The sequence below is a fragment of the Acidipila rosea genome (genome assembly GCF_004339725.1).
GTDB classification, from domain to species: Bacteria; Acidobacteriota; Terriglobia; order Terriglobales; family Acidobacteriaceae; genus Acidipila; species Acidipila rosea.
Map to the genome: position 1 here is coordinate 47,683 of NZ_SMGK01000008.1, position 14,126 is coordinate 61,808.

General features: G+C 58.5%; 11 protein-coding genes. 10 read left to right on the plus strand and 1 reads right to left on the minus strand.

The features are described from left to right. Window positions 1–47 precede the first annotated feature (47 nt). The 10 genes from pgi (at window position 48) to C7378_RS17035 (ending at window position 12,709) form a co-directional block, all read left to right on the plus strand. Complete coding sequence (gene pgi / locus C7378_RS16990; protein ID WP_131999360.1) at window positions 48–1,673, plus strand: glucose-6-phosphate isomerase; 1,626 nt, start codon at window positions 48–50, stop codon at window positions 1,671–1,673. A gap of 100 nt (window positions 1,674–1,773) precedes the next feature. Then, window positions 1,774–3,030 carry a BON domain-containing protein gene (locus C7378_RS16995; RefSeq protein ID WP_131999362.1) on the plus strand — a complete coding sequence of 419 codons (1,257 nt, stop codon included), beginning with the start codon at window positions 1,774–1,776 and terminating at the stop codon, window positions 3,028–3,030. Window positions 3,031–3,238: 208 nt separating this feature from the next. Next, window positions 3,239–6,811: a carboxypeptidase-like regulatory domain-containing protein gene (locus tag C7378_RS17000; protein WP_131999364.1), complete on the plus strand. Its 3,573-nt coding sequence runs from the start codon at window positions 3,239–3,241 to the stop codon at window positions 6,809–6,811. A gap of 64 nt (window positions 6,812–6,875) precedes the next feature. After that, on the plus strand, window positions 6,876–7,091 hold the full coding sequence (gene thiS / locus C7378_RS17005; protein ID WP_131999366.1) for a sulfur carrier protein ThiS: 216 nt from the start codon (window positions 6,876–6,878) through the stop codon (window positions 7,089–7,091). Further along, window positions 7,092–8,102 (plus strand): metallophosphoesterase family protein, encoded by a 1,011-nt coding sequence (locus C7378_RS17010; RefSeq protein WP_131999368.1) that lies wholly within the window; start codon window positions 7,092–7,094, stop codon window positions 8,100–8,102. A 148-nt stretch (window positions 8,103–8,250) separates the two neighbouring features. After that, complete coding sequence (locus tag C7378_RS17015; RefSeq protein WP_131999370.1) at window positions 8,251–9,144, plus strand: phosphoribosylaminoimidazolesuccinocarboxamide synthase; 894 nt, start codon at window positions 8,251–8,253, stop codon at window positions 9,142–9,144. A gap of 8 nt (window positions 9,145–9,152) precedes the next feature. Continuing rightward, window positions 9,153–9,710, plus strand: coding sequence for a CvpA family protein (locus C7378_RS17020; RefSeq protein WP_131999372.1), 558 nt, complete (start codon window positions 9,153–9,155; stop codon window positions 9,708–9,710). A 62-nt stretch (window positions 9,711–9,772) separates the two neighbouring features. Beyond that, the gene (locus C7378_RS17025) at window positions 9,773–10,057 is read left to right on the plus strand and encodes a helix-turn-helix domain-containing protein (protein WP_131999374.1); all 285 of its coding nucleotides are present in this window, start codon (window positions 9,773–9,775) and stop codon (window positions 10,055–10,057) included. Window positions 10,058–10,106: 49 nt separating this feature from the next. After that, window positions 10,107–10,847 (plus strand): HAD family hydrolase, encoded by a 741-nt coding sequence (locus C7378_RS17030; RefSeq protein ID WP_243648335.1) that lies wholly within the window; start codon window positions 10,107–10,109, stop codon window positions 10,845–10,847. Continuing rightward, the gene (locus C7378_RS17035; RefSeq protein ID WP_131999376.1) at window positions 10,844–12,709 is read left to right on the plus strand and encodes a type II secretion system protein GspD; all 1,866 of its coding nucleotides are present in this window, start codon (window positions 10,844–10,846) and stop codon (window positions 12,707–12,709) included. Before C7378_RS17030 ends, C7378_RS17035 begins: the two co-directional genes overlap by 4 nt. Here C7378_RS17035 and C7378_RS17040 read toward each other — a convergent pair. Further along, complete coding sequence (locus C7378_RS17040; protein WP_131999378.1) at window positions 12,703–14,010, minus strand: dipeptidase; 1,308 nt, start codon at window positions 14,008–14,010, stop codon at window positions 12,703–12,705. The genes C7378_RS17035 and C7378_RS17040 overlap by 7 nt on opposite strands. Between the last annotated feature and the right edge of the window lie 116 nt (window positions 14,011–14,126).

A 14,126-nucleotide genomic window follows, 5' to 3' on the forward strand; every position in this document is an offset into this window, starting at 1 on the left:
CGTGTGGGCGACGAGTCTAAATAGAGGAAAGGCTAGGCATACAGAAAATGAGCACAACAGCAACTCCCCTTACGCAACTCAGCGCATGGAAGGCCCTTAAGTCGCACCATGAGAAGATAGCTCCGCGCCATCTTCGCGAGCTCTTCGCTGAAGATCCACAGCGTGGAACAAAGCTGGCCGTCGAGGCGCTTGGCATTTATCTCGACTATTCGAAGAACCGCATCACTGAGGAAACTCTTCAGTTGCTGCTCAAACTGGCCGAGGAGAGCGGCCTTCGCGAGCGGATGGAAGCAATGTTCAGCGGCGAAAAAATCAACATCACGGAGAAGCGCGCCGTTCTCCACACCGCGCTGCGCGCTCCCAAGGACGCCGTCATCAACGTGGACGGCAAGAACGTGGTCCCCGAAGTACACCAGGTCCTCGATCGCATGTCTGCCTTTGCCGATCGCGTCCGCAGCGGCGCATGGAAAGGCCATACTGGCAAACGCATCCGCAACGTGGTTAACATCGGTATCGGTGGCTCCGATCTCGGACCGGTAATGGCTTACGAAGCTCTGCGCCACTATAGCCAGCGCGACCTGAATTTCCGCTTTGTCTCCAACGTTGACGGCACTGACTTCGCAGAGGCGACGCATGACCTCGACGCCGAGGAAACCCTGTTCATCGTCTCCTCGAAGACCTTCACAACCCTTGAGACCATGACTAACGCGCAGACCGCGCGCAAATGGGCGCTGGACAAGCTCGGCGATCCTGCTGCAGTCGCCAAGCACTTCGTCGCCGTATCTACCAATGCCGGTGAAGTGTCGAAGTTTGGCATCGACACTGCGAACATGTTCGGTTTCTGGGACTGGGTTGGCGGCCGCTATTCAATGGATTCCGCCATCGGGCTCTCTACCATGATCGCCATCGGCCCGGATAACTTCCGCGCCATGCTCAGTGGCTTCCACGCCATGGACGAGCATTTCCGCACCACGCCTTTTGAGAAGAATCTGCCCGTGCTGATGGGCCTGCTGAGCATCTGGTACAACGACTTTTTTGATGCGCAGACCGTCGCCGTCCTGCCCTACGACCAATATCTCAAGCGCTTTCCCGCTTACCTGCAGCAGCTCACCATGGAGAGCAACGGCAAGCATGTCACGTTGTCTGGTGCGCAGGTGGACTATCAGACGGGTCCCATCTACTGGGGAGAGCCGGGCACCAACGGCCAGCATTCGTTTTACCAGCTCATTCACCAGGGCACTCGCCTCATCCCCTGCGACTTCATCGGATTTGAGAAGACCCTGAACCCTCTCAGCAATCACCATGACCTGCTCATGGCGAATGTCTTCGCCCAGACTGAAGCGCTCGCTTTCGGCAAGACTGCAGAACAGGTGAAGGCCGAGGGCACGCCCGACTGGCTCGTCCCGCACCGTGTTTTCGAGGGCAACCGTCCTTCCAACACCCTCCTGCTCCAGGAGCTCACCCCCGAGACACTCGGCAAGCTCGTCGCTCTTTATGAACACAGCGTCTTCACCCAGGGTGTCATCTGGCAGATCGACTCCTTCGACCAGTGGGGCGTTGAGCTAGGCAAAGTACTCGCCGTCCGCATCATCAAGGAGCTGGAAGGGAATTCGGAGCTGAAGCACGACAGCTCAACCAACGCTCTCATCCAGCGCTACCTCAAAGCCAAATAAGCCGCAGGCTGGCGGGAAGGGATTCGCTCTCTGAATCCCTTCCCCTCACCGCAACTTTTCTTCCTCGCTCGGGTCTAATGGGTTGGATAGAAGGGTGCTTATGCGGGATCCACACAACAGGCATTTTTTCACTCGAACCGGCGCAGCGGCTTTTTGCCTTGGCTGCATCCTCTACCTTCCATCGACCCAGCCATTGCATGCACAGGCGCAGGCTGCTCTCAGCGATGCGGAGATAGAGTCGAGTGTCACCCAGGCGATCCAGTCCGCGCCTCAGCTTCAGAGTCAGGCGATTACCGCTGCCACTATTAGCGGTGAGGTAACACTTTCGGGCGTTGTCGCAGACAATTCCACGAAGCAGGCAGCCGAGCACATTGTCTCTGCCATCCAGGGCGTCCGCGCCGTGCATGACAATCTCACCATCGGTAATCCGGCCGCAGTGCAGGCTGATCAGAGTGCACCCCCCGTAGATCAGCAAGGCTCCCCGCAGATGAGCGTTCCTGAACAGCCGGCTCCGGCCCCTGCGCCGTCCGCTCCAGCACCGCCGCAGAGCGCCCCTGCCGCGCAAATACCGCCTCCGCCGCCAGTGGAAAGCACTACCGCGCCGGCCCCTTATGGCGACGATCAGGGCTACAGGCCTCCTTACAACGGCAACCAGGCAGCCTACGCTCCCACCTACTCCCAGCAGCAGCAACAGCAGCCCTCCGGTCCCGTGACCATTCCCGCCGGCACGCTGCTTCGCATCCGTACCAGCGAGCCATTGGATGTCAGGCAGGTTCAGCCTGGGTCCATGTTCGAGGCCACCGCCGCTGCTGACATCTATGAAGGCAGCGTTATCGCCATCCCACGCGGCGCCACCGTCGAGGGAGAGGTCGTGGATGCCAAGGCTTCCGGCGCATTTGGCGGCAAACCCGAGCTTGCTCTCAAACTCACCACTCTGAATCTTGAAGGCCGCGTCTATCCCCTCGCTAGCGATGTATGGTCCTCGCAGGGAGCGAGCAAGAGCGGCTACACAGCCACCAACACCGCCGGCGGCGCGCTTGTGGGTGCGCTTCTCGGAGCCTTTCTTGGCGGAGGTCCAGGCGCGGCCTTTGGCGCTGTTGCGGGCGGCGTGGGCGGCGCAACTGTCTCCGGCGCAACCGCCGGTCCGCGCATGGTGCTTCCACCGGAGGCCGTGCTCAACTTTCATCTGAGCGCACCCGTGACGGTCCAGCCGGTTTCTTATGAGGAAGCCCAGCGGCTCGCATCCTCCGTTCCTCAACAGCAGCAGCCGCAGCTGCGCCGGCGTCCCGTCTACATGGCTGCGCCTCCGCCGTACTACTATCCGTACTACCCCATGTATTACGGACGCTTCTGGTAAGACCAATCTTTCCTGCTTCAACATCTGCCCCGGCGAATGCTCTTCGTCGGGGCAGATTTGTTTGTGGAAGCGGACCGGGGGGTGGGATGTTGACTCTGGTACCCGTAGCTAGGTAAGCTACCCGACTATACAGGAAGTTTTCTGTGGCCAGAGTGCGTACTACTTTATTAACAAAAACAAAAACTTAAAAAGAAGAAAGGGTGCATAGATGAAACCCCTCGCTTTTGCCACCAGGTTAGCTGGTATCGTTGCCATCCTGGTATTGGCTACCTCCTCCTTTCAACAATCGTTCGGCCAGAATGCGCAAGGCAGCATCGTCGGTCATGTGACAGACTCCACCGGGGCAATTCTCCCCGGCGCAAAAGTCACTGCTAAAAATCTGACTACCAACGTTGCCCGCTCCTACACCACCAATGCCACCGGCGATTATGTCTTCGTGAATATGAACCCCGGCACCTACCAGATCGCCGTCGGGGCCGCTGGATTCCAGTCTGCTTCCAGCTCCAATCTTGTCCTTGAGGTGGACCAGACGCTGCGGCAGAATTTCTCTCTCAAGGTAGGCGCAGCAACGCAGGAAGTGACCGTCACTGCAGATGCCCAGATGCTGCAGACTGACAATGAAACAACCGGCCAGGTCATCCAGGGCGACTTGATCGAAAAGCTTCCGCTCAACGGTCGAGACTTCACTAACCTCCTTCAGATCGGCGTTGGCACCACCATCACACCGGGCGGCATTCAGAAGACCGGCTACGTGCTTCACGGGTTGAACCCGAGCTTTCAGGAAGTGAGTGTCAACGGCGCACACGCCGACTCGATCAGTTATTCGATCGACGGCGTCACCGACACTGACTTCTTCTTCAGCGCTCCCACCAATATTCCGGGCGAGCTCGCGATTCAGGAGTTCAAGACCGAGAACGGTCAGTACGGCGCAGAGTTCGGCCAGGGATCGGTACAGGTAAACGTGGCGATCAAGTCGGGGACAAATCAGTACCACGGCTCCGCGTATGACTTCCTGCAGAACAATATCTTCCAGCCGGACAGCCAGCAGCAGATCGCAACCAATCTCCTCACTGGCGAAAATGTTCCGACCAATCTTCCCTTCAAGCAGAACCAGTTTGGCGGCACGCTCGGAGGCCCCGTATCCATTCCGGGGCTCTACAACGGCAAAGACCGCACCTTCTGGTTCTTCAGCTATGACGGCGGTCGTCATCATCAGGGAACTACGCCGAATGCCATTGTGACCCCCACCGCGGGTGAGCGCGCCGGCGATTTCTCAGATTGGCCCTTTCCGATTTATGACCCCGCGACCACTGGAATGGCTCCTGTAACTCCGAACAACCCGGCTGGCCGTATAGCTTTCGCCAATAACCAGATTCCATTGAACAGGATCGATCCTACTTCCGCGAAGATCGTCAACGACTTCGTAGCTCCGAACATCTCAAGCTGCACCGATCTCGCCAGCGGCTGCAAAAACTTCTCTCAGTCTGTGCTGAACACGATTGGAACGGACACCGAGACTTTCCGCATTGATCAGAATTTTCATAACTACGATCATGTCTTCTTCACCGGAATCCTCTCGCGCGACGACACCCGGAATCCATCGGTGCAATTCGGACAATCAGGCCAGTCTTTCTCGCGTTCGAGCCTCTTCGGTCTCACCTGGGAGCATACATTCAGCTCCAACACCATCAACCAGGCAACGCTCGGCTATGACCGGCAGCACTTCTTCACCGGCCCCGACACCGCCAATGGTCCCGATCTGGCCACGCAGGCAGGCTTAAACAACTCGCCAAATATTCCAGCTTATTTCGATCTGCCGAGCGTCTGCTTCTCCAATCAGTACGCATGCATCGGTGGCAGCAGCCCTTATGAGCAGTGGGACAACATCTATCAGGGGGTAGATACCCTCACCCTCATCCGTGGGCGGCACACCCTCAACATGGGCATTGACTTCCGGCGCGTCAATCTCAAGGATCGCGACTCCTACAACGCAATGGGTGTGCTCAACTTCAACGGTCAGTACACGGCGTCCAACCCAACGGTTGCTGGCGGCAATCTGCAGGACCCGACCAAGGGACCGTACGAAGGGAATGCCTTTGCCGACTTCATGCTCGGCCAGACCAACTCTGCATCGGGTCCACCTCCGCTTGGCAGCGATCTCTACTGGCTCTGGGGCAACAACTACAACCTCTACTTTCAGGATGATTTCCGCGTCACCTCAAACCTGACCGTCAATGCCGGTCTGCGCTGGGAGCGTCCGGTATCGTTCCATAGCATCCACAACAGCGGTTATGCCTTCAATCCCGCCGGGCAGGGATCCATTGAGTGGGCCGATCCTAACTTCACCAACCCAATCCTCGCCGCGGGCGGCAATCCTAACTACCTTGGCTGCTGCGTCAGCAACCAGCTGGTTCACCTCGACACGAAGGACTTTGCTCCGCGCATCGGCTTTGCCTATCGTCCGCCTGCTTCCGACAAGCTGGTGATCCGCGGCGGCTACGGCATCTTTTACGACACCTATAACCGCTTCTATGACGGCACCCAGTTCGATGAGAACAGCCTCTATAACTTCGTAGCCGCGCCCTACCTCTCAACAACCGGGTACGAACCACAGTCCACCGCCCAGGTCAGGAATCTCTGGACCGCTCCACTCACCGCGGACCAGTCCTTCAAGCTGCCTTCTTACCAGGGGCCTTTTGGTCAGGTCTACTGGCCGTATAACCACAATCCCTATAACCAGCAGTGGACACTCGACTTCGAGTACGCTCTCACTCCCAGCCTGCTGGTGGATGCCGGATATGTGGGCTCCCACGGTGTCCACGAGTCGACGCAGTTGCTCATCAATGTAGCCTTTCTGCCGAAGGTCGCGGGCGACCCTTGCAACACGCTGCTCGATGCCTCGCAGGCCACCGGCAGCAATGCAAACTGCGCCAGCGATCCGAATTTCCAGCCGATCGACACGCGCCAGATATGGAGCAACCTGCCGCCGACGCTCTATGCCAACGCCAACCTGCTCAACTCCAACTACAACGCGCTGCAGCTGCAGTTAATCCAGCGCCCTGTCCACGGCCTGCAGTATCACGTGAACTACACCTACTCCAAGAACATGGATGAGAGCTCGGGCATCAACAACATCTCCGGGGAAAATAACCTCATTCAGGACCCACACAATGTGCGCACCGAATACGGCCCTTCGGCAGCGGACCAGACCCACCGCATCGTAGCTACCTATAGCTATGAGCTTCCGGCTGGTAAGGGGCATGCTCTCGATGTGCATGGGCTCAACTGGCTGATAGGCGGCTGGACAACCAGCGGCATTTATCAGATAGCAACCGGCTTCCCATTCGCGGTCTTCGGTGGCATCTCGCAGGATCAGACCTCGAATAACTGGCCGGGCCGTTTCCTGGCCAACTCCACCTTTGCTAAGCCCGTGGGCTTTCACAGCAGTCTTTCTCGCTACTTTGACACCTCGCGTTACTCTCAGCCCGAACTGGGTCGCTACGGCAACTCAGGGAAGGGGCCTGAGCGGACGCCTTACTACACCAACTTTGACGCCTCTTTCGGAAAAGACTTCACCATCACCGAACGCCAGCATGTGCTCTACCGGGCTGAAATCTTCAACCTGGGCTCAACCTGGCACAGCAATACCAGTCTGATGTTCCCGGATTCCACCGTCACGGATCAGAACTTTGGTTCGTTGCTCGGCAGCAATCCGGCCATCGCCAACGCCAACCTGTTCAACCCGCGCATCATTCAGATGGGCCTGCAGTACACCTTCTAACCCGCGCACGTGAACCAAAGCGGCGCAGCCTTCCATGGCTGCGCCGCTTTGTTACTCTCAGAGTATGCAACTGCTGATGAATGGAAATCTGCGCGAGTTTCCCTCGCTTGCAGACGAGTGCAGCCTCGCGGATGTGGTGGAAGCGCTGGGCCTGAAGGGCGACCGGATCGCTATCGAACATCAGGGAAACATTGCTCCGCGTGCCGCGTGGGCGCAGACCCCCGTCCGCAACGGAGACAAGCTGGAAGTGGTCCACTTTGTAGGAGGCGGCGCGCTTTAAATGAAGCTCACCGTGCTTCGTATCCTGCTGGTAGCAGCCTCGGTTCTGGCAGGCGCGGCTCCTGGCATTGCGCTGCCTGACAGCCCTCCGCCGCCGCTCCTCGGGGCCACCATCCGGCCTGCGGTTTCCCCGCACGATTCCTCCTTCCGGCTCATCGTCTACGGAGACACGCGCTTCACTGATCCAGCCAACACCACGGCCACCAACCCTCGCGTGCGCCAGTATCTCGCCTCGAAAGTAGCCGAGGAAAAACCCCTCGCGATGTTGCTTACAGGCGATCTGCCCTTTATTGGCGCGAAAGCTGCGGACTGGCAGCGCTACCGTGACGAGACGGCTGCGTGGCGCAGCCAGCGGATCGCCCTCTTTCCTACCATTGGCAACCATGAGATGAGAGGCGGCTATGCAGCAGGTCGTCTGAACTTCCTCGCCAATTTCCCTGAGTTAAAGGGCTACCTTTACTACTCGGCGCAAGTTGGCAATGTCTATGTCATCTCCCTCGATGAAACCCAGTCCACCGGCCCCGGGTCTGTGCAGCGCAAATGGCTGGCTTCGCAGCTGGAACACCTGCCCGCATCCGCCGATTTCGTCTTTATCCTCGACCATCTGCCGCTCATGGCTGACCTGCAGAGCCAGATGGTAGCGAGTCTGCCCGCTCCTCCTGAAATCGATCTCCGCAACTTTATCGAATCGGAGGCAGCACACTCGACCGCAAAATTTATGGTGGTCAGCGGCCACATTCATAACTACGAACGTTTTGAGCACGGCAGGGTGACCTATGTCACCAGCGGCGGCGGCGGCGCGAAGCCTTACTACGTTATGCTCCGAGGCGATCAGGATCTTTACACCGGGAAAGATCTGATCAATTACAACTATGTTGTTCTCGATGTGGCAGGAAAAACGATTCATGCCACGATGTACCGGGTCAAAGATCCGACTGCCCCGGCTCTGGAGGTGGAGGCCAGGGATTTCTTTACCCTGCAGGCTCCAGAGCGGCCCTCTGCGCCAAAATAGTCATTTAGCGACTCTTGACAAGTATGAGCGCATGATGGCAAACCACTGCCGCACCCGCGCCACGTCTGCCTGGAACGCGCATTGACAAACCGCTTCTGCGGCAGCAGAATCGAATGTCAGTACCCACTCCGGAAAGGCTGATTCCCACTTGCCAGCACTCATTGAAACCGAACTCGGTGGATTGACATTGCACGCGCGCGGAAAGGTGCGCGATCTCTATGCCGTGGGAGAATACCTGCTGCTCGTAGCCACCGATCGCATTTCAGCATTCGATCATGTGCTCGCGAGTGGAATTCCCGGCAAGGGCAAGGTTCTCACCCAGCTTTCGATCTTCTGGTTTGATCTGCTGCGGGATATCGTGCCCAACCATCTGGTCACGGCAAACGTGGATGAGTTTCCCGCCGAGCTGCGTGAATACGCCGACGAGTTGCGGGACCGCTCGATGCTGGTCAAGCGAGCCCAGATGTTCCCGGTGGAGTGCGTCGTACGCGGCTATCTCTCCGGCTCCGCGTGGAAGGAATACACGGCCACAGGCGCCGTCTGCGGCATTCGCCTCGGCCCTGGCCTGAGCGAGTCAGACAAGTTGCCTGAGCCGATCTTTACCCCGGCCACCAAGAGCCTTCACGGCAGCCATGATGAGAACATTCCGTTCTCCCAGATGGTTTCGCTCGTGGGCAAGGATAGTTCGGAGCGCCTGCGTGAGTTGAGCCTTGCCATTTATCGCAAGGCGTCGGACTACGCTGAGCAGCGCGGCCTGATTCTGGCCGACACCAAGTTCGAGTTTGGGACGACAGCTGAGGGCATCATCCTCGCGGATGAGGTATTGACGCCGGACTCCTCGCGCTACTGGCCCAGCGAAGGCTATGCGCCGGGCGGCGCCCAGCCCTCCTTTGACAAACAGTATGTGCGCGACTACCTGGAGAGCATCCGCTGGAACAAGCAGGCGCCGGCGCCGGCGCTGCCCGAGGATGTGGTAAGGCGCACGCAGGAAAAGTATCTTGAGGCCTACCGTTTGCTCACGGGCAAGCAGCTCGTGGTATAGGTTGACCGATGTCACTGGTCGACTGGGTTATTGCCGTTTTTCTGCTGGTATCGGTGCTCAGTGCGGCCAAGAAGGGCTTTTTCCTGGAAGCTTTTTCGCTGGCTGGGCTTGTTCTCGGGCTCATGCTCGCGAGTTGGAATTATACGAAGCTGCTGCCCTGGGTTTCCGCATGGGTCAGGCCTATTGCCGTTGCTGAGATGGTATGCTTCGTCGGTATCGCCCTCGTCGTGATGCTGGTCGCTGGGCTTGCAGGCCGGCTGGTGCGATGGGCAGTGCGATCGGTGGGCCTGGGATGGGCCGACCGCTTTGCTGGTGCAGTGTTCGGTTTTTTGAAGGGCTGTGTGTTAATTACGTTGGCTGTTGTTGCAATGGCAGCTTTTATGCCTCAGGCCAGCTGGCTTGGGCAATCCAAGTTTGTACCGTATTTTTTGAGTGCTGCACGACAGACCGCGATCGTAACTCCTGAGGAGTTAGGCAAGCGGATACGGCAAGGGGTGAGCCTGATTCAGAATGTTCAGCCAGGATGGCTGAAACCGGATGAGGGTCCTGCGCCGGAGCACAAGTAGCCCAGGGAAGCGGTAGAAAGCAAGAAACCCGCATAGATGCGGCAGCAAGGAGAATTACTTTCGTGAGAAGAGATCTGGATAATCTTGTGACGCAGATGCACTCTGGTGGCATTACCTACACCGAGGCCGTGCGCGAATTCAAAAAGCGCTTCATTCTCGAAGTGTTGGCGCATCACAAGGGAAACCAGTGCAAAGCGGCGAAAGAACTCCAGATGCACCGCAATACCCTCAGCCGTACCATCGCCGAACTTGAGATCAATCCCACCGAAGTTCGCCTCTGGCTCAAGCGTCCGTCCCGTAGCGAACGTCCTGTATTTGAGGCGAAGCAGGCATCATCGCGAGGGTGACTTTCAGCGGTGTTTCTGTTTCCATTGATACAGGAGGCAGGACATCGAGTTGAGCAGTCTAGAAAATCAGTCAGCAACCCCCGTTGAGCGCGTGTATTCACACCCCGGTTTCCAGTGGGATGGGTTTGACGCCTATCTGTTTGACATAGACGGCACCTTGCTGCGCAGCGGCGACGGCGTTCACTACCAGGCATTTTTTTCGAGTGTCCGCTCCGTACTCAATCACGATCTCGTGCTTGAGGGAGTCACCGTCCATGGCAATACTGACCCTGGAATTCTGCGGGACGCCTTTCGCGTTGCCCAGCTCTCTGAGGATCATTGGCGCCCGGCGCTCGACCGCATCCTCGATGAGATGCGGAACTCGGTTGAAGCTCAGCGTTCTGAGATGAAAGTCCGGGTCATGCCGGGAGTCGAGCAGACGCTTGCTCATCTCAGCCATAAAGGCGCGGCGCTCGGCGTCGCTACCGGCAACCTCGCCACCATCGGCTGGACCAAGGTCGAGCTCGCAGGGCTCCGCAACTGGTTTACCTTTGGCGGGTTCAGCGACCGCTACGATGTTCGCGCGGAAATGATCTCGAACGCCGCCGCCGAGGCTCGGAAAGCGGCTGGTTCAAACGCCAGCATCTGTGTCGTCGGCGACACGCCCTTCGACATCTCCGCGGCCCGGGCCAATTCGCTGCCGACGATTGCCGTCGCTACCGGACACTACACCTTTGACGACCTCATGCAATACCAGCCGGAAGCCTGCGCCACCACGCTTTCCGCTCTCTTCGAACCGATAAGCCGATGAACCGCCGTTCCACTACCGTTTGCATGTTGGCGCTGGCGATGGCTGCTTCGCAGGTAGCTTTTGCAGCATCCGTGCCAAACCCGAACAAGCCTCTCCCGAAGCATGTTCGCGATCAGGCCGAGAAAATCTACCTCGAAGGTGCCAAGGCCCTTCAGCGCGATGACCTGCAGACCGCCAAGGATGATTTCGAACGCGCCGCAGAGATGGTTCCCGCCAATACGAACTACGCGCTCTCGCTCGAAATCGCGAAGCAGCATCTTGTTACTCAGCTCATTCAGCAGGCCGCCAAGGCTCGCATCACCGGCGATACGGACACATGGCGGGCCAAGCTGGCCCAGGCCATGGTGCTCGACCCCAAAAACCCCATGGTCACGCAGCATCTGTCAGAGCTTACGCAGGAAGATGATGCTTCTCTGCGCACTTTGAATGAGCCGCAGGAGACCGGTGCCGAGCCCATCGTGCTTGCTCCCACCGCCGTTCGGGGCAGCTTCCATCTGGTTGCTGATGAGGGCGCTCTGATCAAGCAGGTGCTGGGTGCCTATGGCATCACGCCATCTATTGATGACTCCGTGCGCAAGCAAAGCGTGCGTTTCGACGCGGATAACGTCACCTACGCGCAGGCCGTCCAGATGCTCAATCTGGTCACAGGAACGTTTTTCGTTCCCCTCGACCCGCGCCGCGTTCTCGCTGCGGCCGATACCAAGGCAAACCGCACGAAGTACGAGCGCCAGACCATGGAGACGATCTACCTCCCCGGCCTCACCTCTACCGAAATCAGCGACATGGGCAACATTGCCCGGAACATCTTTGGCGCCACCCAGGCCTCGATACAGCCCAACCAGGGCACAATGATCGTGCGTGCGCCGCAGTCGAAAATGCGCGCCCTCAACGCCGCATTCTCCGAGATGCTCGATGGACACAGCCAGATACAGCTGGATTTGCGGCTCTATGAGATTGATCGCAACCGCACCACTGACATCGGCGTCCAGCTCCCCCAGACCACCACCGTCTTCAATGTTCCGTCTGAACTGAACAGCGTCCTGCAGAACAATCAAAGTCTGGTTCAGCAGATCGTCTCCAGCGGCTTAGCTTCTCCAGGGGATTATGCAGCGATCGCCGCTATCCTCCTGGCCTCGGGGCAGCTCACGGGTGTCCTGGCGCAGCCCTTTGCCATCTTCGGCGGAGGTCTTACGCTCAGCGGCCTTCAGTTGGGAAGCGTGACCGGCAATCTCGCGCTGAACTCCTCTGATACCCGCTCTCTTGATAACGTCCAGCTGCGCGTCCTCGATCAGCAGGAGGCGACCATCCGCAGTGGAACCCACTATCCCATTGTGACGTCGAGCTATTCCAGCCTTACGCCTACCAATCTCGGGGTCAACGGCATCTCGACGCCTGGTCTGTCGAGCGCCCTTTCGAATCTCGGCATCAATCTTTCCCAGGCCACTTCCGCCGCCGATCAGACCATTCCGCAGGTCCAATATGAGGATCTTGGGCTAACCCTCAGGGCCACTCCCCATGTCGAACTCGACAAGGAGGTATCCCTGAAGCTCGACTTGCGCATCGAGGCGCTGACCGGTCAAACGCTGAATCAGAATCCGGTGCTCTCCAGCAGGCAGTACACCGCGATCATCTCTCTTCATCCGGGAGATAGCGCTCTGCTCATCAGCAGCCTTTCGCGCCAGCAATCTGCCGCCATCACCGGGCTTCCCGGCATCTCGGAGCTACCTGGCTTCACCTCGGGGACGAACAACGCAACGCAGGTGGATACGACCAACCTCGTCGCCGTCATTACCCCTCACATCGTCCGCGTCAGCCACCGATATCACGCCGGCAGAATGCTGCTGATGCCTGCCCATCAGTGAGCAGGTTGACGCTGCGCGATGCGCGGCCGGGTCTGCGCCTGCAGTTCTTTGCTCGTAGCCACCACCTCGCGGAAGACTCGCAGGAAATTGCCGCCGAGAATCTTGTCGCAGTCTGAGGCTGAGTAGCCGCGCGCCATCAATGCAGCCGTAATCTTCGGCAGGTCCGCAACCGAGTCGATCCCTTGCGGGGTCGAGCTGATGCCGTCGAAGTCAGAGCCCAGCCCCACATGATCGATTCCGGCACCCTTCGCGATATGGTCGATATGATCGATCAGCACGCTGAGCGGTGGTCTTGGAATCTTTGCCGCCCACTGTTTATCCAGCTCATTGATGGCGCTGTAGTTCACCGGCTTGCCTTCCGCCTTCATCTTATCGATCGCCGCCTGTTCAGCGGCCTTGCGCGCTGGCGCCTGGGCTTCCCACGCCTTGCGGTAGTCTTCGCTTAAAAAGGCTGAATAGAAGTTCACCATCACAACGCCGCCCTTGCTGCCCGGCCCTCCGCTGCGTGCCACGGCTCGCAGCATGTCGTCGGTCATATTCCGCGGTGCATCGCACAAAGCTCGCGCCGAGGAGTGAGACGCGAAAACCGGCGCACGCGAGGTGATGACCGTTCGATAGAAAGTCTTATCGGAGACGTGCGAAATGTCGATCATCATGCCCAGCCGGTTCATCTCATATACGACATCCTTGCCGAAGTCGCTGAGACCATCCTGCGTATGTTGGATGGCCGTATCGTTGATGTCACCCGAGGAGTCGGCCCAGCCGTTCGAGTTCGACCACGTCAGCGTCATGTAACGCACGCCCAGCCTGTAGTAGTCCCGCAACAAGCCCAGGCTGTCTTCGATCGAGTGGCCGCCTTCAATTCCCATCAGCGCGGCCAGCTTGTGTCCGCGATGCGCCTTGAGAATATCCTCCGGCGAGTAGGCCATCATCATCTTGTCCGGATGCTTGGCCGCCTGTTGATACACTGCATCGATCAACTCCAGAGTGCGCCGCGCATAGTGGCCCTTGTAGAGATCCGGCTCCACCCAGATCGAAAAGAACTCCGCGCCAAGGTTGCCCTTTTTCGCCGCATCGAAATTCAGATGGCCCCCATCCAGCGGCTGCGCCAGATCGTACTTGTCATCGAGCATTCGCTGGGTTGTGTCCGCATGAGTGTCAATCACGATGGCATTCTTATGGACAGTGGCAGCATTCTGAGGAGCGTGGGTCACGGGCATTTTCTTTGCAGGCAGGCTCTGCGCCGCAAGCGGCAGCGCGGTCATCAGGAGCAGTGTAAGGCTGATCTTGGTCGCAGGCATCGGTAGCGGGGATTGTAGCAAATCGCCGGGGCAGGGCATCGCGGCTACTCGCTCTTTGCTGCCTGTCGAGGCTCTTCCATGCGGAAACAGTGGCCCCTCGGCAGCTCTGGCCGCCG

What these genes read in the sequence shown, in the direction of transcription:
- pgi (WP_131999360.1), top strand. Translation starts at nt 48, where the DNA reads ATGAGCACAACAGCAACTCCCCTTACGCAACTCAGCGCATGGAAGGCC.
- C7378_RS16995 (WP_131999362.1), top strand. Translation starts at nt 1,774, where the DNA reads ATGCGGGATCCACACAACAGGCATTTTTTCACTCGAACCGGCGCAGCG.
- C7378_RS17000 (WP_131999364.1), top strand. Translation starts at nt 3,239, where the DNA reads ATGAAACCCCTCGCTTTTGCCACCAGGTTAGCTGGTATCGTTGCCATC.
- thiS (WP_131999366.1), top strand. Translation starts at nt 6,876, where the DNA reads ATGCAACTGCTGATGAATGGAAATCTGCGCGAGTTTCCCTCGCTTGCA.
- C7378_RS17010 (WP_131999368.1), top strand. Translation starts at nt 7,092, where the DNA reads ATGAAGCTCACCGTGCTTCGTATCCTGCTGGTAGCAGCCTCGGTTCTG.
- C7378_RS17020 (WP_131999372.1), top strand. Translation starts at nt 9,153, where the DNA reads ATGTCACTGGTCGACTGGGTTATTGCCGTTTTTCTGCTGGTATCGGTG.
- C7378_RS17035 (WP_131999376.1), top strand. Translation starts at nt 10,844, where the DNA reads ATGAACCGCCGTTCCACTACCGTTTGCATGTTGGCGCTGGCGATGGCT.
- C7378_RS17040 (WP_131999378.1), bottom strand. Translation starts at nt 14,010, where the DNA reads ATGCCTGCGACCAAGATCAGCCTTACACTGCTCCTGATGACCGCGCTG.